Consider the following 25,553-nt stretch of genomic DNA (forward strand, 5'->3'; position numbering starts at 1 on the left):
GTGCCTCGGCCTCGGGTGCGGCCTCGTGCTCCGCCGGGGACTGGGTGAGGGGCTCGGTCATGCGGAACTGACTCCCTGGATTGCCGGGGGCGGGGAGGCCGGCCGCCGGCGGGGACCAGGGCGGCTGGGAAGGGGTGCGGCGCAGCACGCGGCGCAGGGCGGCCGGGGTACGGCGTCGGCGGGCGGGTGCCTCGGCCTCGGGTGCGGCCTCGTGCTCCGCCGGGGACTGGGTGAGGGGCTCGGTCATGCGGAACTGACTCCCTGGATTGCCGGGGGCGGGGACGACGGATGCGTGAGGGTGGTCGCGTACACGTCCAACAGCCGGGCGGCGCTGCGGGTGACGCAGTAGCGGCGGGCCGCCTCGGGCGCGCTGCGCGGGCCGGTGACCGTGCCGCCGGACGCGCGGACCTCAACCAGGGCGCGTGCGAACTCCCCGGCGCCGCCGCCGACGTGCCGTGCCGTGGGCGCGGACCCCGGGGGCAGGTCCTCGATCGCCGGGCAGGAGGCGTACAGCACCGGCAGTCCGGACGCGAGCCCTTCCACGGCGGCCAGGCCGAAGGCCTCCTCGGGCGACGGCGACGCGAGGACGTCCATCGCGGCGGCCAGCGCGGGCAGGTCGGGGCCGGTGGAGCCGTCGGGGAGGCAGGGGCGTTCGCCGGTGAGCAGCACCCGGTCGCCGACCCCGGCCTCGCGGGCGGTGCGGCGCAGCAGGTGCTCCTCGGGGCCGCCGCCCACCAGCAGCAGCCAGCAGTCGGCCGGCAGCCGGGCGAGGGCGCGGACCAGGACGTCGAACCGCTTCGCCGCCGTCAGCCGGCCGACGCCGCCGACGACGTAGGCGCCCTCCGGCAGGCCGAGGCGGCGCCGGGTGCGCAGGCGCTGGACCGGGTCGAAGCGGAAGCGGGCCAGGTCGACGCCGTTGGGGACGACCTCGATGCGGGGCGCGGGCACGCCCCAGCGCCGCAGCCGGTCGGCGACGGTGGGGGAGACGGCGACCGTGGCGCTGCCCAGCCGCTCCCCGGCCAGGTACAGGGCCCGGACGCCCGGGGTGAGCGGGCGGCCCTCCATCTGGGAGTCGCCGAGGGAGTGCTCGGTGGCGACGACCGCGCGTACGCCGGCCAGGCGGGCGGCGATCCGGCCGTAGAGGCAGGCGCGGTAGAGGTGGGTGTGTACGAGGTCGTATCCGCCGGCCCGGATGAGGCGGGCGAGGCGGGGCAGCGCGGACACGTCGCGGTTGCCGGTCATACCGAGGTGGACGACGTTCACGCCGTCGGCCAGCAGTCCGTCGGCGACCGGACCCGGGTTGGTGAGCGTCACGACGTCGCAGTCGACGGGGAGGTGCCGCAGCAGCAGCCGCAGTTGCTGCTCGGCGCCGCCGACGCCGAGGCCCGTGATGATGTGCAGTGCCTTCACGTCCGCCACCTCACACGCCCGGCACGGCTCGGCGGCGCAGGCGGTGCAGCCGGGTCTTCAGCAGCAGGCGTACGGCCGTGTCGTTCTGGCCCACGTGCACGCGGGGCAGGGCGTAGGGGCCGGTCAGCGGACCGGGGTCGATGGCGCAGGCGTAGCCGTAGCCGGCGGCCCGCACGGCGTCGGCGGCGCGGGCGTCGACCGTGCCGTAGGGGTAGCAGAAGCCGGTGACCCGAGCACCCGTCAGGTCCGAGAGTAGCGCTCTGCTCTCGGCGGTCTCGGCGCTCAGCCCGGCGTCGTCCGTCTTGGTCAGGTCGACGTGGGTGAGACCGTGCGAGCCGATCTCGACACCCTCGGCGGCGGCGCGCCGGATGCCGTCGGCGGTCAGCAGCGGCTTGCGCGGGCCCAGCGGGTCCCACGCGTTGTCGCCGCCGAGCCGCCCCGGCAGCACGAAGAGCGTCGCCCCGCAGCCCCAGCGCCGCAGGCACGGCAGCGCGTGCTCGACGAAGTCGGCGTACCCGTCGTCGAAGGTCAGCCCCACCAGGTCCCGGCCGCCGCCCCGGGCGCGGGCGGCCAGCAGCTCGGCGACCGGCACGCCGCGCAGCCCGCGCCGCCGCAGCCAGCCCAGCTGCGCGTCCAGCCGGCCGGGCGTGACCGTGATGCGGTACGGGTCGTCCGAGCAGTCGCCGACGGAGTGGTACATCGCCACCCAGGGGACGGTGCCGGGGCGGGCGTCAGCGGTCGCTGCGGAAGGGGAACCGGAAGCGGAAACGGCCATGGGGGTGCCTTCGTGTGACGGGACGGGGGAAACGGACGGGGCGGACCGCCCCGAGGGCGGGGGCGAGTCCCTGGACGCCCAGGGCCAGGCCGAGGAGGACGAAGACACCGCCGACGGTCGCGGTGCCGGCGGCCATCGAGACACCGGCCGGTGAGACACCGGGGACGGTGGCCCGGTCCGCGGCCAGCGCGCCCGCACCGGTCGCCACGGCCGCCGCCAGCACCGGCCGGCCCAGGTCGCCCAGGACCCGCCGGACGCGGACCGGCACGCTGCGCGGGCCCATCCCGGCGAGCAGCAGGGCCGCGGTGACGGTGATGCCGGCCGCGTTGGCGGCGGCGATGCCGGTCACGCCCCACGGGCCGACCGCGCGGGCGCCGACGACGGCGGTGACGGCGATGCCGACGCCCATCGCGCCGAACGGGTACCAGGAGGCACGGCCCGCCGAGAAGTAGGAGCGGGCCAGCGCGCCCACCACGGTCTGGCCGAGCAGCCCGAGGGCGTACACGCGCATGACGCCCGCGGTCGCCGCCGTGTCGGCCGCCGTGAACGCGCCGCGCTGGAAGAGCAGCGCGACGATCTGCGGTGCGCAGGCGACGACGACGGCCGCGCCCAGCAGCACCAGGCAGGCCGCCAGCGCCACGTCCCGCTCGACCCGGTCGCGGGCCCGTACGGTGTCGCCGTCCGCCAGCGCGCGGGCCACCACCGGGAAGGTGACCGTGCACAGCATCAGCGACAGCGTCATCGGGATCTGGGCGACCTTCTGCGCGTAGTTCAGGTGCGAGATGGCCCCGGAGGGGAGCCCGGAGGCCAGGAAGCGCTCGATGAGGACCTGGGACTGACGGCACAGGGCGAACAGCAGGACGGTGGTGAACAGGGCGAGGGCGAGCGGGCGCGCCCGGTCGTCGCTGGCCACCCGGTTCTCGGTGGTGGCCCGGTCGTCGGTGGTCACCCGGTGTTCGGTGGTCACCCGGTCGTCGGTGGTCACCTGGTTCTCGGCGGTCACCCAGTTCTCGGTGGTGGCCCGGCTCTTGGTGGTCCCCCGGTTCTCGGCGGTGACCCGGCTCTCGGTGTCCACCGGCCGGCCGTCGCCGTTCCGGCGCCGCAACTGCCGGAGCAGCGACGGCAACTGCGCCGCCACCATCAGGACACCGCCCGCCGCGACCCCGGCCGCCGCCGAGCGCACCCCCCAGCGCCCGCCGAGCACGAACATCGCCGTGATGATGCCGGTGTTGTAGGCGACGTAGATCGCCGCCGGCGCCAGGAACCGGCGGTGCGCCCGCAGCGCCGCGCTGCAGTACCCGGCGAGCCCGAAGCTGACGACGCAGGTGGCGGTGAGCCGGGTGCAGTCCACGGCGAGCGCGTGGTCGGGCAGCCCCGGCGCCAGGGCCCGGACCAGCACCGGCGCGGCGACCGCGACCAGCGCACCGACCGCGGCGAAGGCCAGGGCCAGCCGGGGCAGGGTCGAGGCGACCAGCGCGCGGACCGGGTCGCCCGGGGCGTCCCGCGCACGGCGCGCCAGGGCCAGGCTGAACATCGGGACCAGCGCGAAGGCCAGCCCGTCCTCGATCAGCAGCGTCGCCGAGAACTCGGGTACGGTCCACGCCACCAGGAAGGCGTCCGTCCCGCTGCCGGCCCCGAACAGCCGGGCCAGCGCCTGGTCCCGGGCCAGCCCGAGCACCGACCCGGCCACCGACAGCACGGCCGTGACGAGGGCGGCGCGGGCGAGGAAGCCCCGGGAGGGGCGGCTGTCGGCCAACGCCGCGGTGGCCGCTCCGGGCGCGGTGTTCGCGGCCGGGAGGCGGGCCGCCCCGGCCGCCCTGTCCGTCGCGTCCGTCGCGTGCGTCGCGTGCGTCGCGTGCGTGGTCGTGCGCGGCTGGGTTGCCCGGTCCGTCCCGCTCGCCGTCGTACGCGGCTCGGTCGCCGTCACCGTTCCGCCGCCCCCCGCGCGGCGGACCCGAGTGCCCACCACGCCGCCAGCCCGAAGCACACCGCAGTCAGCACGGTCGAGGGGCCGCCGATGTCGGCGTACGCGAAGTCGGTCAGCTGCCACACCAGCAGCCCGCAGGCGACGAACGCGCAGTCCGGCACCGCCCCCCGCTCCCGCCGCACGGAACGCAGCCGGCGCAGCCCGAGGACGAGCAGCGCCAGCCAGCTCCCGGCGAGTGCCAGCAGACCGGTCAGCCCCTGCTCGGCCAGGATCAGCAGGTACATGTTGTGCGGGGACAGCAGCGGCTGCCTGCGGTACCCGGCACCGGCGCCGTCGGTCTCGCTGCCCGAGGACAGTGCCAGTGAGGCGTGCGAGTCGCGTTGTTCGGGGAAACCCTTCAGCCCCACGCCGGTCAGCGGGTGCTCCCGCCACATACCGGCCGCCGCCGCCCACATCGTGTAGCGGTCGGTCACCGACCGGTCGGGGGCGTCGGCGACCTCGGTGATGCTGCCGACCCGCTCCTGGAGCATCGCCGTACCGACCCCGAAACCGCCCACCAGCACCACCGCCGCCGCGACCACGGCCGCTCCCACCGCCAGCGCCCTGCGCACCCCGGCCAGCATCAGCTGCACCGCGCACGTCACCGCCGTCGCGATCCACGCCCCGCGGCTGAACGACAGGGCCAGCGGCAGCAGCAGGGCGAGCGCGCACCCGGCGGCGAGGAGCCGTCGGCGTACCGGCGCCCGGCCCAGGGCGAGTCCGACCGCGCAGACCAGCCCCAGGGAGACGACGGTCGCCATCCCCATCACGTCCTGCGGCCCGAAGGTCCCGACCGCACGGACCGGCTCGCCCTGGTAGGAGGCGCCGGTCCCGGTCGCGTACTGGTGCACGCCGACCGCCCCCTGCCACACCGCGAGCCCCACCATCGACCAGGTGAGCAGCCGCGCGCCGGCCCGGTCGCGGACCAGCAGCAGTACGGCGGCCGGGACCAGGACGAAGACCTGGAGGTAGCGGCCCAGGCCGGTCAGCGCGGCCCCCGGCGAGGAGGCGCCCACGGCGGCGACGGCCAGGCCCGCCACGGGCAGCCCGAGCACCACGGCCGCCGTAGGGGACAGGGGGCGCCGCCGGTCCCGCACCAGCCGCAGCGCGCAGTACAGCACCACCAGCGCCGAGACCGCGTCGGCCGGATGCGCGCCGCCCCCGTCGCCCGGGGCGACCGGCAGCGCGAGCAGCGCGACGACCACGGCCACGGCCACGGCCGGCACGGGCACCGGACGCCGTACGCGTCCCGCGGACCACAGGGGCAGGGCGCGGCCGCTCACCTCGCTCACCGCGCTCAGCTCCCCGTGGGACGCACGAGCGCGGCGGCCGTGCGCAGCAGGATGCACACGTCCTTCCACAGCGACCAGTCGTCGATGTAGGCGTTGTCGAAGCGGGCCCGGTCCTCGATGGAGGTGTCGCCGCGCAGCCCGTTGATCTGGGCCAGGCCGGTGATGCCGGCCGGCATCCGGTGGCGGGCGGCGTAGCCGGGGTGGGCCCGGCTGAACTGCGCCACGAAATACGGCCGTTCCGGGCGCGGTCCGACCAGGCTCATGTCGCCCCGGAAGACGTTCCACAACTGGAGCAGCTCGTCGAGCGACGTGCGCCGCAGGAAGCGGCAGAACCACGGCATCCGGCGTTCGTCCGCCACGCTCCACCGGGTCGCCGACTCGTGCTCGTCGGCCGGGCGGTGGGTGCGGAACTTCAGCAGCGTGAACGGCCTGCCGTCCTGGCCGACGCGCTCCTGCCGGAACAGCACGCCGGGACCGCTCACCACCCTCAGCACCGCCGCGCAGGCCAGCAGCAGGGGGCTCAGCAGCAGCAACAGCGCTCCGGACACCGTCACGTCCAGCCCCCGCTTGCCCGCGCCGCCCGGCCGCCGCGGCCCCGGCTCCAGACGCCGGCAGGAGAACCCGGCGATCCGGTGCCCACGGCCGCCCGGGTGCGCGAGGGCGTCCGGGTGCGCGGGGGCGTCCGCGTCGACCTCCCACACCGCGCAGCCCGACTCGGCCAGCGCCCGCAGCAGCGCCGCCTGCCGGGGGCGTACGGCGGGTTCCACGGCCAGGACGTCCCGTACGCCGTTCTGCACGACCGCCCGCCGCGCCTCCTCGCCGGTGGACAGCACGGGCAGGCCCGCGGTGCCGCCCGGGTCGTCGGTGACGACCCCGACGGGGCGCACGCCGCAGCGCGGGTGGCGCAGCAGCGCCGAGGCCACGCGCTGCGCGGTCGCGGCGGGCCCGACGACGAGGGCCGCGCGGGGGCGGTTCAGCAGCGTCGTACGGTGTCTGCGGTGCACGGCACCCCGGCCGGCGCAGCCCGCCACCGCGTGCAGCAGGAAACCGGCGCACAGGGTCCGCGCGGACAGCGCGTGCGGCGGAGCGTACGCCGCGACCAGCGCCGCGAACGCCAGCCAGACCACCGCGATCCGGCCGCACAGGGCGGGCAGGTCGTCCAACACGCCGGCCGGCCGCCGGACCGGGTGCGGCCGCGGGCGCAGCAGCAGCGAGGCGCCGACCAGCAGGGCCGCGAGCAGCGGTTGGTGCGGAGTGCCGGTGAGGATCAGTGAACCCGGCAGGGCCGCCGCCGTGCCGTCCGCGACGAGCAGCGGCAGCGGGGAGTCCGGCCGTGGTCCGGGACGCCCGGCGGGCAGCCGCGGGCCCGCGGTGCCGTCGCGCTGCGGCAGTACCGAGACGGAGGAGCCATGGTCGCGCGACTGGCCGGCGGGGGTGGGAACGGTGCTTTCCGCGGTCACGGGTGGGTGGACTCCCTGCACTCGATGGGTACGACGGCCGACCGCCCCACGGCTGCGGGCCTGTCGCCGGGACGGTGCGGCGCGGCGGGTGGACCGCCGTGCGCGAGGGGCACGTTCTCGGTGGTCGGGCCGTCGCCGCGGGCCGCCGGCCGCCGTACGCCGTCGAGGAGGCCGTCGTACAGGGCGGCGACCGCCGCGGTCGTGTGCCGCACGTCGTGGGCGGACCGGACGTGCGTACGTCCCCGGTGGCCGAGCGACGCGCGCAGCGGCGCGTCGAGCAGCAGCGCGGTGACGGCGTCGGCGAGGGCGGCGGGATTCTCGGGCGGTACCAGGCAGTGCGGCACGAGAGCGGGCGGCAGGCCCTCGCGGGCGCCGTCCACGTCGCTCACCACCACGGGCCGTCCGCAGGCCATCGCCTCCAGCGGGGCGAGCGCCATGCCCTCCCAGCGCGACGGCAGAACGACCAGGTCGGCGGCCCGGTACCAGACGGCGGCATCGGCGACGGCGCCCGCGAACAGCACGGACGCCGGAGCCCGCGCGGCCAGCCGGGTGCGGTCCGGGCCGTCGCCGACGAGGGCCAGCCGGGCGCCGGGCACCCGCCTGAGGACCGCTTCCCACGCGCTCAGCAGGACGTCCTGTCCCTTCTGCCGGCACAGCCGCCCCACACAGACCACCAACGGTGCTCGGGGGCCGGCGCCGTGCCGCAGCCGCAGGCCGGCCACGTCGCCGGGGGCGTCGTCGGGTGCGTCGGCGTGGAAGCGGTCGAGGTCGATGCCGTTCGGGATCACCGTGCAGGACCCGCGGAGTCCGGCCCGCACACCCCGCAGCCGCTCCGCCTCGCTCACGCACACCGTCCGCGTCGCCCACCGCGCCGCCCACCGCTCCCAGCCGAGCGCGAGGGCCCCGGCGGCCCCGCCGACCGCCTCGAACGACCAGGCGTGCGGCTGGAACACGGTCGGGACCCGGCCCCGTACGGCGAGCCGCCCCGCGAGGCCGGCCTTGGCGCTGTGCGCGTGCACCAGGTCGGGCCGTACGTCCTCGAGCACGCGGGCGAGCCGCCGTACCTCCGGCACCAGGGCCGGACCCGGCGAGCGCGTCGCCCGCCAGTGCCGTACGTCGGCACCCAGCGAACGCAGCCGGTCGGCGAGGGCCCCGTCGGGACAGGCGACCGCGACCCGGAGCCCGGCGGCGAGCTGAGCCCGCGTCAGGTCCGTCACCACCCGGGCGACCCCGCCGTCCACCGGTTGGGTGATGTGCAGAACCCGCGGCCGTGAGCCGGTCGGTGGCAGGTGCATGCGCGTTTCCTCGCTCGGCCGGTGTCCCCCGGTGGTGCAACGTGGTGCAACCGGGACGCGTCGAATGGGATGCGTCGAATGGAGTGGGACTCTAACCGCTATCCGTACTAATACGGCGAAACCGGGTAAGTGTGTTGGATTCGTGAATGCCGGTTCCCGGGGGAGATCACTCCTTTGGCGGCACAACTCCCGCCCGCGCCACGCGTTGACACTGCGCCGGGCAGCCGCCCGGGTGTGTGTACAACCCCAAGGAGCACTTCTCCATGTCGCGTATCGCGAAGGGCCTGGCCCTGACCTCCGTCGCCGCCGCCGCGGTGGCGGGCACCGCCGGTGTCGCCGCCGCCGACAGCGGCGCGCAGGCCGCCGCCGCCCACTCCCCGGGCGTCCTGTCCGGCAACGTGGTGCAGGTCCCGGTCCACATCCCCGTCAACGTCTGCGGTAACACCATCGACGTCATCGGTCTGCTGAACCCGGCGTTCGGCAACGAGTGCGAGAACGACTGACGTCGGATCGCGACTCCCGCACCGGCCGTCCGTGCCGCGGTTCCTCCGCGAACGGGCGGCCGGTTCGCGTTGCCGCGCGGACGGCGGTGTGCTGCCCCGAATGGGGGGTCCGGGCACCGACCCGCCGGGGGAACCTTGACGGGGCGTCTCACCAGGCAGGACGCGGGCCTGGGGAAGGGCGGGCGAGCGCACCGGGTCACCGCTCGGTTGCAGAGCGCCAGGGGCGCTTCCACGGTGGGCACAAGATCCGACGCACCACCGAAAGGAACCCCCATGCGTCTGCCCGCACGGCGAATCGCCACCACCGCTCTCTGCGCCGGCCTGCTGATCGGTATCTCCGGCCCGGCGGTGATGGCGGCCGACGGCGACTCGGTCCGGGAACGCACCCACGCGGCGTCCCGCGCCCCCCTCCCCGACACGGAGGAACTGCAGAGCCAGGTCGCCGGCCTGGCCGGCCTGGGCGGAGTGCTCACACCGGTCACCGACATGCTCACCGCCGTCCTCAAGGCCGACGACGGCCGGCTCTCCGCCACGGACGCGGACAAGCTCTCCGCCGCCGTCGAGGACGCCCTAGCCAAGGCGGAGGCGGCGGACACGGACGCCGACGACGCGGCGACCACCCCCGGCACGAGCACCCCGGCCCAGCCGCCGGCCGTGACCGCCCCGGAGGCCGGGACCCCGGTCACGCTGCCGGCGCCCGTCACGGCGCAGGGCGGTGACGGGACGGCGGCGGCGTCCGGCCTGGCGGCCACCGCGTACGCCGACCTGCAGAAGCGGATCGACGCCCTGGTCAAGGCCACCACCGCCGGCAACGCCGACCAGGTCGGCCCGGCCGTCGAGGAGGTCGTGAACGGCGTCGTCAACGTCGTCGCCGCCACGCTGGTGGGCAACGGCCTGCCCGCCGCGGACCTGGCCGGCCTGCCGGGCGTACCGACCGCGCCGGAGGCCACCACGCCCGAAGCCACCACCCCCGGGGCCGCGGCACCGGCCAACCCGCTGCCGGCCGACCCCTCCTGACGCCCTCGGGCGTCCCCGGGCCGTCGCGCCGTCCCTTCCCGGACGGCACGGCGGCCCTTTCCGTGTTCCGGAACACCGCCTTGCCCGGAGATCTCATATGTCTTCCGGACGGCGGAGTTTCCGGGCCCGGCGCAGATCGTTAGGGAGGACGTCAGCAATCCCCGCGGTGACACGGGTCGCCGAGGAAAGGAACACGATGAAGTCCCTCAAGGCCGCCGCCGTCGTCGCCGGGTCCCTGGTCGCCGCCGGCTCAGCCGTGCCCGCGTTCGCCTACGACGCCGGCGACGCCGCCGCTCTCACACCCACCAGCCTGAACGGCGCGGTGAACGCGCTGACCGCCGAGCCCATCGACGTCATGCCGCTCAAGCACCAGTCGGACGCGCTGAACACCGAGAACAAGGACTCGGTGCTGCACACCGTGAAGGGCGCGACCGCCGACCTGAACTCCCGCAGCGGCCTGCTCGGCGGCCTCCCGCTGGGCGGCTGAGCCACCCCCCCGGCCCGCCCGCGCCGCTCCTCGCCGTTCTCCCCTCCGCATCCTCGAAAGGGACCGTGCCTGACATGAAGCCGACCACCAGACGCACCCTGGCCGCCGTCGTCACCGGTATGGCGGCCGCCCTGGGCGCAGCCGCGTCCCCCGCCGCGGCGGCCGGCGCGATCCCCGTGCCGGTGCCGCTGGAGGGCGCGGAGACAGCCCTCGGCATGGAACTGCCCGAGGTGACGGGCGCACTGCCGGTGCCGACCGCGGGCGCGCCCGAGGGGCCGCGGTACGTCGAGGGCCGCCTGCTGCCCGAGCGGACGCTCCCGCGGCTGCCGGTGCACGGCGCGCTGCCCGGCGCCGACCTGCGCCAGCCGCTGCCGCGTGTCCTCGGCGACGACTTCGACCACGCCGCCGTCGACGCCCCGGCGGCCGAGGTGCGCACCCTGGCGCCCGGCTTGTCCCTGGACGCGCCGCTGACCGCGCCGAACCCCGAGGCCCTCGGCCTGCCGGCGGCCAAGCTTCCCGAGGCCGGGGTGCTGGCTCCGGTGGTCCAGACGGTCCCGGTGGCCGGACTGGGCGTCGGACCGGGGCTGTAGCCCTCGTGCCCCGGCGGAGCCCCCCGTGCCCCGGCGGCGGCCCCGCTTCGGGGAGCCGGCGTGCTCCGACTGGCCCTGCGAGCGGTGACCGCGGGGCCCGCCGTGCGGTTAGCGGCGCGGAACACCGGAACCGGACGAGGGAGCGAGTCATGATCGTCGAAGCGGGCGCGGCAGCGAGCGGCGCGGAGCGGAAGAGGGAGTACGCGGCGGAGGGGGAGGGCCCGGCGAGAGGCGGCCCGGTCTTCGGCACCCGCCGGCAGCTGATGCGGCGGCTGCTCGCCCCGGCCCTCGCCGTGCCCCTGGCGCCCTTGGTGGCCGCGTCCGGGCCCTCCCGTGCCGCCGCCACCCCGGAGGGCGCGGGGGCCGGTCACCCCGCGCCGCGTGCCGACGAGAAGGCCGAGGGCACCGGGAGTACCGAGAGCACGGCATTCGACGAGACCTACCGCGGCCGGCGCATCCGCGGCATCAGCTCCGCCGCGGGACGGGGCGTCGGCGCCGGCACCTGGTACGTCACCGTGGACGGCCGTCCGCTGCACCTGATGCGCCGGGCCGACGGCAGCTGGCTGAGCATGATCGACCACTACCGGTCGTATCCCACCCCGCTGGCCGCGGCCCGCGGGGCCGTCGACGAACTGGGTCCCGGGGAGCACCTGCGCGACACGCCGGCCACCTCGGGAGACGACCACCACCACGGGGAGCGGCATGGCGTACACGCGTAAGGACGTCAGCACGCTGACGCGCACCGAGAAGCGACGGTTCGTCAAGGCGCTGCTGGAGATCAAACGGCGCGGCGAGTACGACGAGTTCGTGCGCACCCACATCGAGTACTACGTCTCCGACGGCGAGGACGGACTGCGTACGGCGCACATGGCACCGTCCTTCCTGCCCTGGCACCGGCGGTTCCTGCTGGACCTGGAGGAGGCGCTGCGCCGGGTGGACTCGTCGGTCACCGTGCCGTACTGGGACTGGACGAAGGACCGCACCGCCGGGTCGGCTCCCTGGACCGCCGACCTGCTGGGCGGTACCGGGCGGCGGTCCGACCACCGGGTCACCACCGGTCCCTTCGCCCACGCCGAGGGCAACTGGACCATCAAGGAGAACGTCACCGACACCGAGTACCTCACCCGGGACCTCGGACGCGCCGGTGACCCCATCGACCTGCCCGTGAAGAGCGACCTGGAGTGGGCGCTGGACGATCCGAAGTACGACACCCCGCCGTACGACTCCACGGTCCGCAAGGGGTTCCGCAACAAGCTGGAGGGGTGGGGGACCGGCCGCGGCAGCGTCTCCTGGCACAACCACAACCGCGTGCACCGCTGGGTCGGCGGCGCCATGGTCGGCGGTGCCTCCGTCAACGACCCGGTCTTCTGGCTGCACCACGCCTTCGTCGACCTCCAGTGGTCCCGCTGGCAGGCTCGCCACCGCGGCGCCCGCTACCTGCCCGCCGAGCCGCCCGGCCGGGGGAGCGGTCAGTACGGGCGGATCGTCGCACGGCACGAGAAGCTGCCGCCGTGGGACGTGACGCCGGACGAGCTGGAGGACGTCGGCCGGATCTACCGGTACGCCTGAGCCGGACCCGGCCGAGGACGCCGAGGAGCCCCGGCCGGGAAGGCCGGGGCTCCTCGGGTGCCCGGGGGACTCAGCCGCCGTAGCCGCCGCTCTTGTCGTCGTCGCCGTTTTCGCAGGCGTTGCCGAAGGCCGGGTTCAGCAGGCCGATCACGTCGATGGTGTTGCCGCACAGGTTGACCGGCACGTGCACCGGGACCTGGACGACGTTGCCGGACAGGACACCGGGCGAGCCGACGGCCGCGCCCTGCGCGCCCGCGTCCGCCATGGCCAGGCCGGTGCCGCTGAGCACCACGGCTCCGGCACCGAGGGCGACGCCTGCGGCCTTCGCGATGCGAGACATCACGTTCTCCTTCTGACTCGGGGAGCACGGTGGCAGGACGCGCCACCGCACTGCCGGTTCAACGCAACCGGTCTTGGCGGGTCACGGGAGGAGGGCGTGTATCACCCGTTTCGAACGGGAGGGCCGCGCACGGAAAAACCGTTCCCGTGGGCACCGGCGTGTCCACTAGCCTCCCGGCATGCCGAACGACCGATCCGACTCGTCCACCGGGATGGCCCGGCCGTCCCGGCCGTCCGAGCCGTCCCAGCAGCCGTCCACACTGTCCGTGCCGTCCACACTGTCCGTGCCGTCCGTGCCGTCCGTGCCGTCCTCGCCGTCCTCGCCGTCCCCGTCGTCCGTGCCGTCCTCGCCGTCCTCGCCGTCCGTGCCGTCCCCGCCGTCGGCACTGGCCGCGCTGCCCGCTCTGTTCGCCGAGGAGAGCCGGGTGCGGGCCTTCGCGGCCGTGGCGCTGGGCGCGGGCGACGCCGCGCAGGTGGCCCGGGCGGCCGGTCTCTCCGCGAAGGAGACGGCCGGCGCACTGCGCCGACTGCGGGAGCAGGGCGTGGTGACGTCCGGGGACGACGGTGAACTCGCCGTCGCCCATGACCGTTTCAGGGAGCTGGCCCGCGCCGGCCGCCCGGCGGCGCAGGCGGCCCGGGGCTCCGCCGTGGCGGGTGACGACGGCCGGGCCGGCATGATCGTGCGGACCTTCGTCAGGAACGGCGGGCTGGTCCGTCTCCCGGCGCGCTGGACGCGCAAGAAGGTGGTGCTGCGGCACATCGCCGAGCAGACCTTCACACCCGGCGTGGAGTACCCGGAGCGCACCGTCGACGAGAAGCTGCGCGCGTGGTGCGAGGACGGCGAGGTCGACCATGTGACACTCCGGCGCCACCTGGTGGACTTCGGGCACCTGCGACGGCGCGACGGCGTCTATACGCGCCCGGCGGACTCCGCCCGCGCGGGCACCGCCTGAGCTTCCTTACGCCGAGGCGGAGGTCCGGCCGGGGTGGTGGAGGCCGGGGCGGGCGCCGGGGCCGGGGTCAGGGCAGGAGCCGTACGGGGGAGCCCGCGAGGTAGGCCCGGATCGCCTCGACGGCCTGGCCGTAGTACATGGCGTAGTTGGCGCGCGAGACGTAGCCCAGGTGGGGCGTCGCGAGCAGGCGCGGGGCGGTGCGCATCGGGTGGTCGGCGGGCAGCGGCTCTGTGTCGAAGACGTCCACGGCCGCTCCGGCGATACGGCCCTCGTGCAACGCGGCGAGCAGCGCCTCCTGGTCGACGATCGCCGCGCGTGAGGTGTTGACCAGGTAGGCGGTCGGCTTGAGGAAGGCCAGTTCGGCGGGGCCGAGCAGACCGCGGGTGCGGTCGCCGAGTGCCAGGTGCACGGAGACGAAGTCGGCGGTCCGCAGGAGTTCTTCCTTCGAGGGGGCCAGTTCGACACCGGCCTCGTCGGTGCGCTCCCGGGTGAGGTTCTGGCTCCAGGCGCTCACCCGCATGCCGAAGGCCGGGCCGACCCGCGCCACCCGGCTGCCGATCCTCCCCAGCCCCAGCAGTCCGAGCCGGCGCCCGTGCAGGTCGGCGCCGACCGTCTGCTGCCAGGGGCCGCCCTCGCGCAGCCCGTTGCCCTCCTGGACGATGCCGCGGGCCAGGCCGAGCAGCAGGGCCCAGGTCAGCTCGACGGGCGGGGCCGAGGAGGAGGCCGTACCGCAGACGGTGACCCCGTGCGCTTCGGCGGCGGCGTAGTCGATCACGCTGTTGCGCATGCCGGAGGCCACGATCAGCTTCAGCCGGGGAAGCCGGGCGATCAGCGAGCCGGGGAAGGACACGCGCTCGCGCAGCGTGACCACGATGTCGACGTCGGCGAGCGCCGCGGCGAGGGAGTCCTCGTCGGTGAAATGGGTGCCGAAGGAGACGACGTCCACCTCGCCGGCGACCGGCGACCAGTCGGCGATCTCGGTCGCCACCCGCTGGAAGTCGTCGAGCACCGCGCAGCGCAGTCGCACGTCGTCCGGTCCCTCCGCCAAACGAGCAGTGGCGCCTCCGGCAGGACTCGAACCTGCGGCCAAGCGCTTGGAAGGCACTTATTCTAACGTTATCTCTACCGTCCTGACCTGGCATTTTATAGCTCAGTGACGCATCGTCAGCCGTTTTGGGGGACGCATGTGGGACGATCTTGCCCGCCTACTGGTGGTGGGATCATGGAGGGAGAGTCCGTAGCGATTCGGAGACCCGTTTCCTTGACGAGGGGCGCCACGGGCGAGACCTGATCGAGGTGCCGACCATGGATACCACCTTTGACGTCAGGGTCTGGCAGATCGAGCGGGGCTCCGGGAAGCTGCGTGAGTCCTACGGGGTCCGCTGGTCCGTCGGTGGAAAGCGCCATCGCAAGACGTTCCAGACGTTCGCGCTGGCCGACGGTTTCCGAGCGGAGCTAGTGACCGCGACGCACGCCGGAGAGCCGTTCAGCATGTCGACCGGCTTGTCAGAACGGCGTGAGCCGAGAGCTTCCTCGGTCGGGTGGTACGACTTCGCCGTCCAGTTCACGGACGCCCAGTGGCCGCGTGTTTCGGCGAATCACCGGAAGAACACAGCTCGCACGCTAATGATCGTTACCACTGCGCTGATGGACCGGGATCCACCGGGCGTCCCTTCGCGCCGGGTCCGTACGGCCCTGAGCGAGTGGGCTTTCAACGCCAACCGCCGCGACGATGCCCCGGATGACTTGGTCGCGGTACTCGGCTGGGTGCGGCGGCATACTCCGACCATGGACGCCTGGACTGATCCGCTGATCGTCCAGGACGTTCTGCTGGTACTGGGAACGCTGCTGGACGGGAGACGGGCGGCGGCCTCGTCCGTGAAGCGGCATCGACGGGTCCTGCATTTGCTGATGAGGCATTCTGCCGTCCGACCCTGTTCCCGAGTCGCGGAACCTCACACAGCGGTCTGCCAGTGCGATCGACCGACGCCGTCTGCTGAACGAGCGGCAGTCGGCGCAGCTGCTCGACTGGATTCGCGACCGGCCGCGCAGCGGGCAAAGACTGCAAGCATTCTTCGCCACGTTGTACTTCACGGGGCTACGTCCGGAAGAAGCTGTCGCGCTGCGCGTCTCGGACCTTGTCCTGCCCACCTCGGGGGTAGGGCGGTGGGCCGACATCGTGGTCCACACCGCCGAGCCCGAGATCGGGCGCACGTGGACCGACAGTGGATCCCGGCACGATCAGCGACGTCTGAAAGCCAGAGCAGAGGGTGAAACGCGCATAGTGCCGTGCCCTCCGAGCCTGTCCACCCTCTTGCGGGCGCGTATCCAGGAGGCGAGCCTGCTCCCCGACGATCGACTCGTTCCCGGGGAACGCGGCGGAGTTCTCGCCGGTTCCGTTTACCGCCGTACGTGGGACCGCGCCCGCAGGGCAACCCTGCCACCCCACGTATACGCGTCACCGACAGGGCGACGCGTATACGACCTTCGGCACACCCGGCTGACGATGTGGCTGAATAATGGAATCCCGCCTGCTCATGTGGCTGAGTGGGCTGGCACCAGCGTTGCCATGCTGTTCGCCACGTACGCGCAGTGCATCAGTGGTCAAGAGCAAGATCTGCGGCAGCGACTCGACGAGATGCCGGACGCCTCGGCCACCCTGATCGCGTGATCGCCGGTGAGGGTCACCGCTCCCGCAGGTAGGGGTCCGTGTACGGCTCCATGGACTGGCGGACCTCGTCCCGGACCGGGTCCATGAGGGGCCCGGGGGCGTAGTAGCGGGCGCGGGCCTTGCCGTGAGGGACGAGCCAGCCGCGGGCCACGAGCTCCCGGATGTCGCGGATAGCTTGCTGGTCGCTGAGATCGGCGTCCTGCTGGTAGACGGTGCGGCGCACCTTCGCGTCCGAGAAGGCGGGCAGCAGGGCATAGACCACCCGCTCGTCCAAACCGGCGGCCTCGACACCTTCGACCAGACGGGTCCAGGCCCGCGACATGACGTCGAAGCGGCGCTGAGCCTGCTGAGCCTGGCGATGGTGGGCGGTCAGGCAGAATCGGGCCCAGGGGCGGGTATCCCGCTCGGGGCTCCAGTGCGGTCCGCCCACCTCCTCCAGGATCTGGTAGTAGGCGTAGGTATTCTGTCCCCGGCCGAGCCATTCCTCGATGGAGGAGAACTCAGGGGGCATCAGAGCCTCGCGGGAGAACACGAGCGTGGACAGGGCCCGGGACATTCGGCCGTTGCCGTCCTTCCACGGGTGGATCTTGACGAGGTTGAGGTGGGCCATGGAGGCGCGGACGTGGACGGGTGCGTCGAGGTCGCCCTGGTTGAGCCAGTCGATGAACTCCGCCATAAGAGCGGGTACGTCCGCCTGGTCCGGTGCGGTGTAGGCGGGGACCAGGGGGTCATCGGGGCTGGTGACGTAGACGGGTCCGTCGCGCCAGCGGCCCGGGCGTTTGTCGAGGTGGTGGCCCTGGAGCATGAAGTGCAGGCCGTTGAGCAGGCCGGCGTCGTACCGGAAATCGTCTCCGGCGTCGGCGAGGGCCTGGATGTAGGTCATGCCGCGCTGGTAGCCCTCCAACTCGGCACGAGTCTTCTCCCCGGTCTCCAGGGGTTCCTCACCCGACATGAGGGCTTCCACGTCGTCGACCGTCGCCGCGTACCCCTCGATGGTGTTCGAACCGGCGATCGCGCGGGCGGTGAGGTTGCGGCGCAGCTGACGGGTCCAGCGAGGGGTGGCGCGGAGCATGTGGCGCAGTGAGCGGCGCATGGCCTCGATCTCGTCGAGGGCGCGGCGGTCGTCGGCGTCCAGGGAGGGCGTTACGTACAGCATGACTCCATGACACGATAATTGTGTCACGGAGTCAAACTGTCGCCGGTGATTCCTTGCCGTGGTCCGCAGCCCTCTCGCTTTGCTGCTTCAGGTCTTTTGGTCGTGGCGTGCAGACTCCCGATCTTCCGTGGCGCAGGTGGTGGGTGCAGGCATCGGCCCGGCTGCCTCGGCCGTGAAGTTCTTGCCTGGCCGAACGGTGCCTCCTCTAGTCTTGCCGGCAATTTCCCCGACCCCGAACAACTCCTCGCCGAACCGGGATCCTGGATCGGCGAGGGTGGAGGGGGCCGCGCCGCAGTGGTGCACAGCACCCGGATGGGAAGCCACGAGATCGGCACCAGCTTCATGCCCAACCAGCGCGCCCAGCTGACCGAATGGGCCGAACAGGCCCTTCCGGAGCCCGTGGTGCGGGTACCCGATCTGAAGCGGGGGCGCGGCAAGGGCATCGGCGCACCAGGGAACCGGCGTCCCAAACCGCGGACCGACGAGGCCAAGAAGACCGAGCTGCTGCGCGAGACCCAGGCGCGCAGGGCGAACCTCGCGGCGCAGGCACGGATCGCCGGATCGGCCCCGCAGCACAGTGGTCCACCGCTGGTGGATGTCCGGTTGCTGTGGCAGTCACCAGAGGTACGCAAGGAAGCAGTGGCCCAGTTCGCACACGCCCTGGGTCTTGACGGTGACGGCGGCGCCTCCGCAGCCGCGATCACGGACCGGCACTTCGACGAAGCCCGGCCCGGGGCACCGGTCGTCCTCGAATGGCAGACGGAGGAACTCATCCTGCGGCTGCGGTGCCTGCCCCTGGCCGACGGACTCGGAGACCGGCTGGTGCCTGACCCGGCTGTCAAAAGCAAGGGAGCGGCCATCTCGACGGCCATCGTCGAGCGTCGCAGAGCCCTGGACTCATGGCTGCGCGCGGACGGCGCGGACCCCGGCCGCCCTGAACTCGCCCTGGTGGAGATCGCCCACCGCAGCACCTTCCGCCCGTCGTTGTCGGACCCCAGATTCACCATTCGGCTGGGGTGCGCCGACGCGGGCGTACTGACCCAGTTCGTCGTGACTCCGTCCACCGACCGGCAGATCGACAATGCGGACAGCATCGGGCATCGCACCCACAGCTCCTGGCTCGATGGGCTGCGTCAGCTCGGCGTCCGCGTACTGCCGCAGCACACCCTCGGCGACGACCTGCCCGATGGGCTTCAGTACGCCGCCGTTTGGATGGTGAAGCGCCGCAAGGACGGTCCGACCCGGCTGCCCAAGCATCTGCCCGTGGCCGTCCTGGCCACGCCGCTGCCACACGCGACGGGTCAGGCCGCCGTACGAGGCTGGGACGACGCCGCGGGGGAGTGGGTGCCGTATCCGCGCTTCCTCCTCGGCCTGGTGAAACAGGCCGAGATCGATCCCGAGGCATGCGCGGAGCCCGACCCGCAGAACGGCGGCCCGCAGTCAAGTGTCCCCCGTGTGACCGGCAAGCAGTGGCGTACCAACCTCGCCCAGCAGCGCAAGGAGACCGCGGCATTCCTCCAGCGCGTACTGCACTCGCTCCGCGGCCAGCCCACCGCGCTGATCACTCACGCACAGAACTGCCGGCTGCATTGGCCATGGCTGCAGGACGGCCGGATCGAGCGGGACCTGATCCGGACGGGCCACGCCCCCGCGGGCCGGCTCGACGACGAACTCCGCCTTGTGCGCGTCCGAGGGTGCGGCGGGCGGGAGGCCGCGCAGTGGTGGGGCCTGGCCGAACCCGGTAAGCCGCACGGCCAGCCGGCCGGCTTCTGGGCCCAGACCATCCCGTCGCAGGGCAGGGCCTCATCGGGGGACCGGGTCTTCTACAGCACCACGGAACGCCCCGGTACCCACGCCGTGTCGCCCGCTCTCGACCGCCTGGCCACCAGGGTCAACGCCGCGGGCAACCTCACCTCGCAGGCGGGCACCAGCGCCTGGAACCCGACCTTGCTCGAGATCGCGGTGCTCGGCTGTCACACGGACGACGACCCGGGCGCCCCTGCCCTGGGAAAGCCGGACGAGGCCGAGGCTCTGGCCCTCGCCGTACACCAACTGCGCCAGGCACCGGACTATGCGGCGGCGCTGTCCCTGCCGCTCCCGCTTCACCTGGCCGGACTGGCCCAGGCATACGTCCTCCCGATGCTCGTACAGAGTGATGAGGCTTCAACAGGAGCGACGGCGGGGCCAACTGCGGAGCAGGAGCAGGCGAGCACGACGGACAACGATTCGGACCCGGACCTCATGGACGCGGCGGGGCTGACCACAGAACCCGAAGGGGGAGACGACGAGGGGTGAGGCTCGTCTCCGGCAGGGCCTGGGCTATGGGACGAAGCGGTTCTCCGGGCCAGCGGCCGATGCGCAGCCGCTGGCTCCGCGATCTGCGTGGTTAGGTGGCGGTGCCACGGGCCATCAGAATGGCCCTGACCAGGCATTACTCTCTCGCGGCTGGAGGCTGACCGTGGAATGTCCCCCGAAGTGGGGGACGTATGTGGGACGGGCAGCTCAAAACAAGGGTATAAAACGGGGCAAAATGTGCTCCGAGGCAATGAAAAAGCCCTCCGCAAGTGATCTTGCGGAGGGCTTAAAACCGCCTCTGACCTGCATGAACGTGCGCCCCCGGCAGGACTCGAACCTGCGGCCAAGCGCTTAGAAGGCGCCTGCTCTATCCACTGAGCTACGGGGGCCTGGTTGTGATGGCCTCGGTCGTGGTGGCCGGATGTGGACCGGCCCGTGACGTCGCCGGGGACAAGGATAGGGCTCCCGGTTCCATGTCCCTGATGCTTCCCCTCCGTGGCTTGATGTGGAGGTTCGGTGAAGCGGTCCTGATAATCGCAGGCAGGTACGAATCGTGCATCGCTTTTGGCGTCTCGCGCATCGGGTGTTGTCCACTCGTTATGCCTGGACTGTCCTCGCGTCCCAGTAATCCCTTCCGTCCGAAGTGTCCGGTCGGCGCGCAGGCGTGCTCATATGCTTCAGAATTCCCCTAAAATTGGGCATTCTTCACATGTGGTGACCTTGGACGTACGGCCTCAGTTGCTCGACGCACTCTCCGCCCTGCGCGACCGTGTCGCGGCCGCACGCTTCCCGCTGCCCCTGGCGGGGGCGCCACGCGCGCGTGCCAACCGCGACGAACTGCTCGCCCAGCTCGACGACTACTTGATGCCGCGGCTGAAAGAGCCCGAAGCTCCGTTGCTGGCCGTCGTGGGCGGCTCCACCGGCGCCGGGAAGTCGACCCTGGTGAACTCCCTCGTGGGGTGCCGGGTCAGCGAGGCGGGTGTGCTGCGGCCCACGACCCGGACGCCGGTACTGGTGTGCCACCCGGAGGACCATCACTGGTTCAGCGGCATGCGGGTGCTGCCCGACCTCACCCGCGTGTGGGTGCCCCACCGGGACCCGGACGACGACCTGCTGCTGCCGGGCGAGAACCCCGCGCGCGTGCTGCGGGTCGAGACCGCGGACACCCTGCCGCCCGGCATCGCCCTCCTGGACGCGCCCGACATCGACTCCCTCGTCGCCGACAACCGCGTCCTGGCGGCCGAACTGATCTGCGCCGCCGACATCTGGGTGATGGTCACCACGGCCGCCCGGTACGCCGACGCGGTGCCCTGGCATCTGCTGCGCACCGCCAAGGAGTACGACGCCACCCTGGTCACCGTGCTCGACCGGGTGCCCCACCAGGTGGTGTCCGAGGTGTCGCGGCAGTACGCGGCGCTGCTCACCAAGGCCGGGCTCGGCGACGTCCCGCGCTTCACGGTCCCCGAACTGCCCGAGTCGGCCTGGGGCGGCGGTCTGCTGCCGGCCAGCGCCGTGGCCCCGCTGCGGTCCTGGCTCGTCCACCGGGCACAGGAACTCGAGGCCAGGCACCACGCCATGGCCCGTACGGCGCACGGCATCCTGGACTCGCTCAAGTCCCGGATGCCCGAACTGGCCGGCGCCACCGCCGCGCAGTACGCCGCCGCCCTGCGGCTCACCGCCGCCGTCGACGGTGCCTACGACGGTGAGCTCGCGCGCGTGCGGGGGCGGTTGCAGGCGGGCGCCGTACTCGCCGGGGACGCGCTGAAGCGCTGGCGGGCCTTTCCCCTGGACTGCTCCCCCGAGGAGCTCCTCGACTCGCTGGTGGAGAGCCTGAGCGCCCTGCTGCTGTGCGCCGTCACCGCAGCCGACGAACGCATCGACGAGGCCTGGCGCCACGAACCGGCGGCGGGCGCCCCCGAACTCGCGGCCCGCGCTCCCGCGCCGGAGAGCGCCGAGCACCGCATCGGCATGGCCGTACGGCGGTGGCGGCGCGAGCTGGAGGAGTTCGCCGAGGAGGAGGTGCGCGAGCTGGACCGGAACCTGGCACCGGACCCCGGCGTGGTGGCCGGCCTGGTCGCCACCGTCCTGCTGGGCGGGCGGCGGGCGCGCGCCGCCGGGGAGCGGCTCGCCGAGCGGATCGGCGCCCATGGCGCGCTGCGGCTGCGCGACCGGGGCGGGCGGCTGCTCGACGAACACGTCGACCGGGTCATGCACGGCGAGCGCGAGCGCAGGCTGGCGCCGCTCGACGGGCTGGAGGTGCACCCCGAGCCGCAGGCAGAGCTCATCGCCGCGCTGTCCGTACTGCAGAAGGAGAGGTGACCGGTGACCGCCGTCACTGACCAGGACCCCACCGAGCACACCGACCACACAGGGAAGGAGGCGCCGCGGGCGGGCCGGTCCGGCGATCCGGGTTCCCGGGAGGAGTGGGACGACCGAGACCGGGACGACCGGGACGACCAGGACGACCAGGACGACCGGGACGATCGGGATCATCGGGACCGCCGGGATGAGCGGGGTGACAGGGGAGACCGGAGCGATGGGGGCGGTCGCGACCGTCGGGACACTCGGGACCGCCGGGAGGCTCAGGACTACCGGGACGCTCAGGACTACCGGGATGAGCGGGGTGAACGGGACCGCCGGGACGCACAGGACCGGCGGGATGAGCGGGGTGAACGGGACCGCTGGGACGCACGGGACCGGCAGGATGAGCGGGATGAGCGGGGTGAACGGGACTGCCGGGACGCATGGGACCGCCCGGATGAGCGGAGTGAACGGAACCGCCGGGACGCACGGGAACGCCGGGATGAGTGTGCCCGAGACGCACGGGGCGACCGAGACCGCCGAGACCGCCGGGCCCCCTGGGACCGCCGGGAGTACCGGGGCGATCGGGAGGACCGGAGGCAGCGGGGCGGCCGGGGGCCGGAGCGTCCCGCCGAGAAGGAGAGCGCGCGTGAGGACGCCGACCGTCGGCGCGGCGCGCGTGAGGACGCCTCCGGGGACGCCGGGCTGGGGACGCGTCCGAGGGAGCGCGGGAGCGAGCGCTCGGGCGGCTCCCACGCGCGTGTGAGAGACGACGACGGCGCCGGGACATACCGCCGCGCGGACCGGGACGACAGCCGTGCGGGCCGCACCGGCAGGGAACGTGCCGAAGGCGCGTCCGGTGCGTCCGGAGGTTCGCCCGGCGGTGCGTCCGGTGCGCCACGCGCTTCGTCAGGCGGTGCGTCCGGTGCGCCACGCGCATTGTCAGGCGCTTCGTCAGGCGGCTCGCCCGGCGGTGCGTCCGGCGGTTCGTCCGGTTCCGGGGAGGGCGTCTGGGGTGACGGGCTGATCGCGCGGCGGGTGGACGAGAACGCCGGGGCCGAGCAGTTCGCCGTCCTGCCGAGCAGGCCCGCCGCCTCCTCGGCCGCTCTCATGCCGCTCGCCTACGACGGGAACCTCAGGTCGCGGCTGGACGCGCTGCGCGAACTTGTGGGGCTCTCCCGGGCCCGGCTCGACAGCGGAACCCTGGCCGAGGCGGGCCGGGTCCTCGACGAGGCCGCAGCGCGGCGCAGACTCTCCGGACAGCACACCGTCGTCGCCATCGCGGGCGCGACCGGCAGCGGCAAGTCGCAGCTGTTCAACACCCTCGCCGGGGTGACGATCTCCGAGACGGGGGTGCGCCGGCCGACCACCGCGGCGCCCATCGCGTGCAGCTGGAGCGACGGGGCGGCCAGCCTCCTGGACCGGCTCGGCATTCCCGGCCGGCTGCGCCGCCGTCCGCTCCAGCACCCGGACTCCGAGTCGCCGTTGCGCGGACTGGTCCTGATCGACCTGCCCGACCACGACTCGGCGGCCGTGCAGCACCGGGAACAGGTCGACCGCATCCTGGCGCTGGTCGACGCCGTCGTCTGGGTCGTCGACCCGGAGAAGTACGCCGACGCCGTGCTCCACGAGCGCTATCTGCGGCCGATGGCGGGCCACGCGGAAGTCACCCTCGTCGTCCTCAACCAGGTCGACCGGCTGCCCGGGGAGGCCGCCGAACAGGTCCTCGACGACCTGCGGCGCCTGCTCGACGAGGACGGCATCGCACTGGGCGAGCACGGCGAACCCGGCGCGACCGTGCTCGCCCTGTCCGCGCTCACCGGGGAGGGCGTCGGTGAACTGCGCGAGACGCTCGGCCAGTTCGTCGCGGAACGGCAGGCCCCGGCCCGCCGTATCGCCGCCGACGTGGACGCCGCCGCGCGGCGCCTGCGCCCCGTGTACGTCACCGGGCGGCGCACCGGGCTCAGCGAGGAGGCGCGGGAGGAGTTCGCGGACCGGCTCGCGGACGCGGTGGGCGCCGTCGCGGCGGGCGACGCGGCCGAACGCGCCTGGCTGCGCAACGCCAACCGCGCGTGCGGGACGCCCTGGCTACGGCTGTGGCGCTGGTACCACGACCGGCGCGAACCCGCCACGGGACGCCTGTCGCCGCGCGTCCAGGCGGACGAGGAGGTCACGGCCCGTCAGCGCGTCGAGCAGGCGGTGCGTACGGTGTCGGACCGGGCGTCGGCCGGACTGCCGGTGCCGTGGGCGCAGGCGATGCGCGAGGCGGCCGTCCGCGGCGCCCAGGGGCTGCCCGAGGCCCTCGACGAGCTGGCGGTGCGCACGGGGCTGCCGCCGGGGCGTCCGCCGCGGCCCGGATGGTGGCCGGTGGCCGTCCTCGGCCAGGCGACCATGACCCTGCTCCAGGTGGTGGGCGGCCTGTGGCTGCTGGGCCAGATCATCGGCATCGTGCCGCCGAACCTGGGCGTGCCGGTGCTGCTGATGGTGGCCGGCATCGTCGGCGGCCCTCTCATCGAGTGGAGCTGTCGCATGGCGGCGCGCGGACCCGCCCGGCGTTACGGCCACGAGGCGGAACGCCTGTTGCGGGAGGCGGCCGCGGGCTGCGGCCGGGCCAGGGTGCTGGACCCGCTGGCGGCCGAACTGCTGCGGTACCGCGAGGTGCGCGAGCAGTACGGGCGGGTCACGGGGGTGGGGACCGCGCCGAGGTGACGGCGGCGGCGTCCACGGCCGCCACCCGCGCGGGTGGCGGAGTTCTCCACAGGCGACGGCCGGTCCACAGCCCCCGGCGGACCGGCTCGGTCGCAGGCACTCTGGCCTTCGCGGCGATCGCGACGGACGCGGTCGCCACGGCCGCCGTACGGGAGGGACCCGTGCGGGAGGGAGGACTCGCGATGAACGAGACGATGATCTGCGCCGTGGGCAACGTGGCCACCCAGCCGGTCTTCCGGGACCTGGCGAACGGACCGTCGGCGCGCTTCCGGCTCGCGGTCACGGCGCGCTACTGGGACCGCGAGAAGAGCGCCTGGACCGACGGCCACACCAACTTCTTCACGGTGTGGGCCAACCGGCAACTCGCCGCCAACGCCTCGGCGTCACTGGCGGTGGGCGACCCCGTGGTCGTCCAGGGCAGGCTGAAGGTGCGCACCGATGTGCGCGACGGGCAGAGCCGGACCTCGGCCGACATCGACGCGGTGGCGATCGGCCACGACCTCGCCCGCGGCACCGCGGCCTTCCGGCGCACCGGCAGGACGGAGACGTCGGCCTCCCCACCGCAGCCGGAACCCAACTGGGAGACACCGGCCGGGGAGTCGGCCGGCCCGGCCCCCGAACAGCGGCCGGAGCCCGTCGCGGTGGCATGACACCGGGGGGCTGCCGGAACCACCCGCAGTGCGGCTTATGAACGCAAGTATCCGGACGGTCGCGGGTGGATTTATCGACAGGCCCTGCTCACGGCCGCTCGGCGCGGATAACGAT

General features: G+C 73.8%; 21 protein-coding genes, 1 tRNA gene and 1 pseudogene. 12 read left to right on the forward strand and 11 right to left on the reverse strand.

Annotated features, from left to right (window positions below; all coding sequences use genetic code 11):
* The 7 genes and pseudogenes from ACGFYH_RS31380 to ACGFYH_RS31410 form a co-directional block, all read right to left on the reverse strand.
* Positions 1 to 247 (reverse strand): annotated as a pseudogene (locus ACGFYH_RS31380) (hypothetical protein); the annotation flags it as partial.
* Positions 244 to 1,410: a glycosyltransferase gene (locus ACGFYH_RS31385; protein ID WP_393806567.1), complete on the reverse strand. Its 1,167-nt coding sequence runs from the start codon at positions 1,408 to 1,410 to the stop codon at positions 244 to 246. The gene ACGFYH_RS31385 and the pseudogene ACGFYH_RS31380, both read right to left, overlap by 4 nt.
* 10 nt (positions 1,411 to 1,420) lie before the next feature.
* On the reverse strand, positions 1,421 to 2,110 hold the full coding sequence (locus ACGFYH_RS31390; RefSeq protein ID WP_393806587.1) for a polysaccharide deacetylase family protein: 690 nt from the start codon (positions 2,108 to 2,110) through the stop codon (positions 1,421 to 1,423).
* Positions 2,111 to 2,141: 31 nt separating this feature from the next.
* Entirely contained in the window at positions 2,142 to 3,941 is a 1,800-nt protein-coding gene (gene murJ / locus ACGFYH_RS31395) for a murein biosynthesis integral membrane protein MurJ (RefSeq protein WP_393806588.1), read from the reverse strand.
* A 167-nt stretch (positions 3,942 to 4,108) separates the two neighbouring features.
* Positions 4,109 to 5,413 (reverse strand): O-antigen ligase family protein, encoded by a 1,305-nt coding sequence (locus tag ACGFYH_RS31400; RefSeq protein ID WP_393806589.1) that lies wholly within the window; start codon positions 5,411 to 5,413, stop codon positions 4,109 to 4,111.
* A gap of 35 nt (positions 5,414 to 5,448) precedes the next feature.
* Entirely contained in the window at positions 5,449 to 6,903 is a 1,455-nt protein-coding gene (locus tag ACGFYH_RS31405; RefSeq protein ID WP_393806568.1) for a sugar transferase, read from the reverse strand.
* Entirely contained in the window at positions 6,900 to 8,198 is a 1,299-nt protein-coding gene (locus ACGFYH_RS31410) for a glycosyltransferase (protein WP_393806569.1), read from the reverse strand. Before ACGFYH_RS31410 ends, ACGFYH_RS31405 begins: the two co-directional genes overlap by 4 nt.
* 263 nt (positions 8,199 to 8,461) lie before the next feature.
* On the opposite strand from ACGFYH_RS31410, the gene chpG reads away from it, so the two are divergent.
* The 6 genes from chpG to ACGFYH_RS31440 all read left to right on the forward strand — a co-directional run bounded on the left by chpG (position 8,462) and on the right by ACGFYH_RS31440 (position 12,364).
* Entirely contained in the window at positions 8,462 to 8,701 is a 240-nt protein-coding gene (chpG, locus tag ACGFYH_RS31415) for a chaplin ChpG (RefSeq protein ID WP_007449696.1), read from the forward strand.
* A gap of 273 nt (positions 8,702 to 8,974) precedes the next feature.
* Positions 8,975 to 9,718 carry a hypothetical protein gene (locus ACGFYH_RS31420; RefSeq protein WP_393806570.1) on the forward strand — a complete coding sequence of 248 codons (744 nt, stop codon included), beginning with the start codon at positions 8,975 to 8,977 and terminating at the stop codon, positions 9,716 to 9,718.
* A gap of 196 nt (positions 9,719 to 9,914) precedes the next feature.
* Positions 9,915 to 10,205 (forward strand): hypothetical protein, encoded by a 291-nt coding sequence (locus ACGFYH_RS31425; protein ID WP_393806571.1) that lies wholly within the window; start codon positions 9,915 to 9,917, stop codon positions 10,203 to 10,205.
* A 74-nt stretch (positions 10,206 to 10,279) separates the two neighbouring features.
* Positions 10,280 to 10,795 carry a hypothetical protein gene (locus ACGFYH_RS31430; RefSeq protein ID WP_393806572.1) on the forward strand — a complete coding sequence of 172 codons (516 nt, stop codon included), beginning with the start codon at positions 10,280 to 10,282 and terminating at the stop codon, positions 10,793 to 10,795.
* A 149-nt stretch (positions 10,796 to 10,944) separates the two neighbouring features.
* Positions 10,945 to 11,514 carry a tyrosinase cofactor gene (locus ACGFYH_RS31435; protein WP_393806573.1) on the forward strand — a complete coding sequence of 190 codons (570 nt, stop codon included), beginning with the start codon at positions 10,945 to 10,947 and terminating at the stop codon, positions 11,512 to 11,514.
* Positions 11,498 to 12,364 carry a tyrosinase family protein gene (locus tag ACGFYH_RS31440; RefSeq protein ID WP_393806574.1) on the forward strand — a complete coding sequence of 289 codons (867 nt, stop codon included), beginning with the start codon at positions 11,498 to 11,500 and terminating at the stop codon, positions 12,362 to 12,364. The genes ACGFYH_RS31435 and ACGFYH_RS31440 overlap by 17 nt, the downstream gene beginning before the upstream one ends.
* 70 nt (positions 12,365 to 12,434) lie before the next feature.
* On the opposite strand, the gene chpF is transcribed toward ACGFYH_RS31440, so the two are convergent.
* Positions 12,435 to 12,704 carry a chaplin ChpF gene (gene chpF / locus ACGFYH_RS31445; protein WP_393806575.1) on the reverse strand — a complete coding sequence of 90 codons (270 nt, stop codon included), beginning with the start codon at positions 12,702 to 12,704 and terminating at the stop codon, positions 12,435 to 12,437.
* A gap of 364 nt (positions 12,705 to 13,068) precedes the next feature.
* On the opposite strand from chpF, the gene ACGFYH_RS31450 reads away from it, so the two are divergent.
* Entirely contained in the window at positions 13,069 to 13,656 is a 588-nt protein-coding gene (locus tag ACGFYH_RS31450; RefSeq protein WP_393806590.1) for a DUF2087 domain-containing protein, read from the forward strand.
* A 67-nt stretch (positions 13,657 to 13,723) separates the two neighbouring features.
* On the opposite strand, the gene ACGFYH_RS31455 is transcribed toward ACGFYH_RS31450, so the two are convergent.
* Positions 13,724 to 14,683: a D-2-hydroxyacid dehydrogenase family protein gene (locus ACGFYH_RS31455; protein ID WP_393806591.1), complete on the reverse strand. Its 960-nt coding sequence runs from the start codon at positions 14,681 to 14,683 to the stop codon at positions 13,724 to 13,726.
* Positions 14,684 to 16,195: 1,512 nt separating this feature from the next.
* Here ACGFYH_RS31455 and ACGFYH_RS31460 point away from each other — a divergent pair.
* Positions 16,196 to 16,327: an integrase gene (locus ACGFYH_RS31460; protein WP_393806576.1), complete on the forward strand. Its 132-nt coding sequence runs from the start codon at positions 16,196 to 16,198 to the stop codon at positions 16,325 to 16,327.
* A gap of 13 nt (positions 16,328 to 16,340) precedes the next feature.
* Here ACGFYH_RS31460 and ACGFYH_RS31465 read toward each other — a convergent pair whose 3' ends face one another.
* Positions 16,341 to 17,483, reverse strand: coding sequence for a Fic family protein (locus ACGFYH_RS31465; protein WP_393806577.1), 1,143 nt, complete (start codon positions 17,481 to 17,483; stop codon positions 16,341 to 16,343).
* Between the two features lie 102 nt (positions 17,484 to 17,585).
* Between ACGFYH_RS31465 and ACGFYH_RS31470 the strand changes: the two genes are divergently transcribed.
* Positions 17,586 to 19,778, forward strand: a complete 2,193-nt coding sequence (locus ACGFYH_RS31470; RefSeq protein WP_393806578.1) for an RNaseH domain-containing protein — start codon at positions 17,586 to 17,588, stop codon at positions 19,776 to 19,778.
* Between the two features lie 316 nt (positions 19,779 to 20,094).
* Here the strand turns inward: ACGFYH_RS31470 and ACGFYH_RS31475 are convergent.
* Positions 20,095 to 20,167, reverse strand: a tRNA-Arg gene (locus ACGFYH_RS31475).
* Between the two features lie 322 nt (positions 20,168 to 20,489).
* Between ACGFYH_RS31475 and ACGFYH_RS31480 the strand changes: the two genes are divergently transcribed.
* From ACGFYH_RS31480 to ACGFYH_RS31490, 3 genes are all read left to right on the forward strand, one after another.
* A complete protein-coding gene (locus ACGFYH_RS31480; RefSeq protein WP_393806579.1) occupies positions 20,490 to 22,097 on the forward strand; it encodes a dynamin family protein in 1,608 nt (535 codons plus the stop codon).
* Positions 22,098 to 22,784: 687 nt separating this feature from the next.
* On the forward strand, positions 22,785 to 24,788 hold the full coding sequence (locus tag ACGFYH_RS31485; protein ID WP_393806592.1) for a YfjP family GTPase: 2,004 nt from the start codon (positions 22,785 to 22,787) through the stop codon (positions 24,786 to 24,788).
* A 182-nt stretch (positions 24,789 to 24,970) separates the two neighbouring features.
* Entirely contained in the window at positions 24,971 to 25,438 is a 468-nt protein-coding gene (locus tag ACGFYH_RS31490; RefSeq protein ID WP_393806580.1) for a single-stranded DNA-binding protein, read from the forward strand.
* Positions 25,439 to 25,553 lie beyond the last annotated feature (115 nt).

The organism is Streptomyces sp. NPDC048392, assembly GCF_043200575.1.
Classification (GTDB): domain Bacteria; phylum Actinomycetota; class Actinomycetes; order Streptomycetales; family Streptomycetaceae; genus Streptomyces.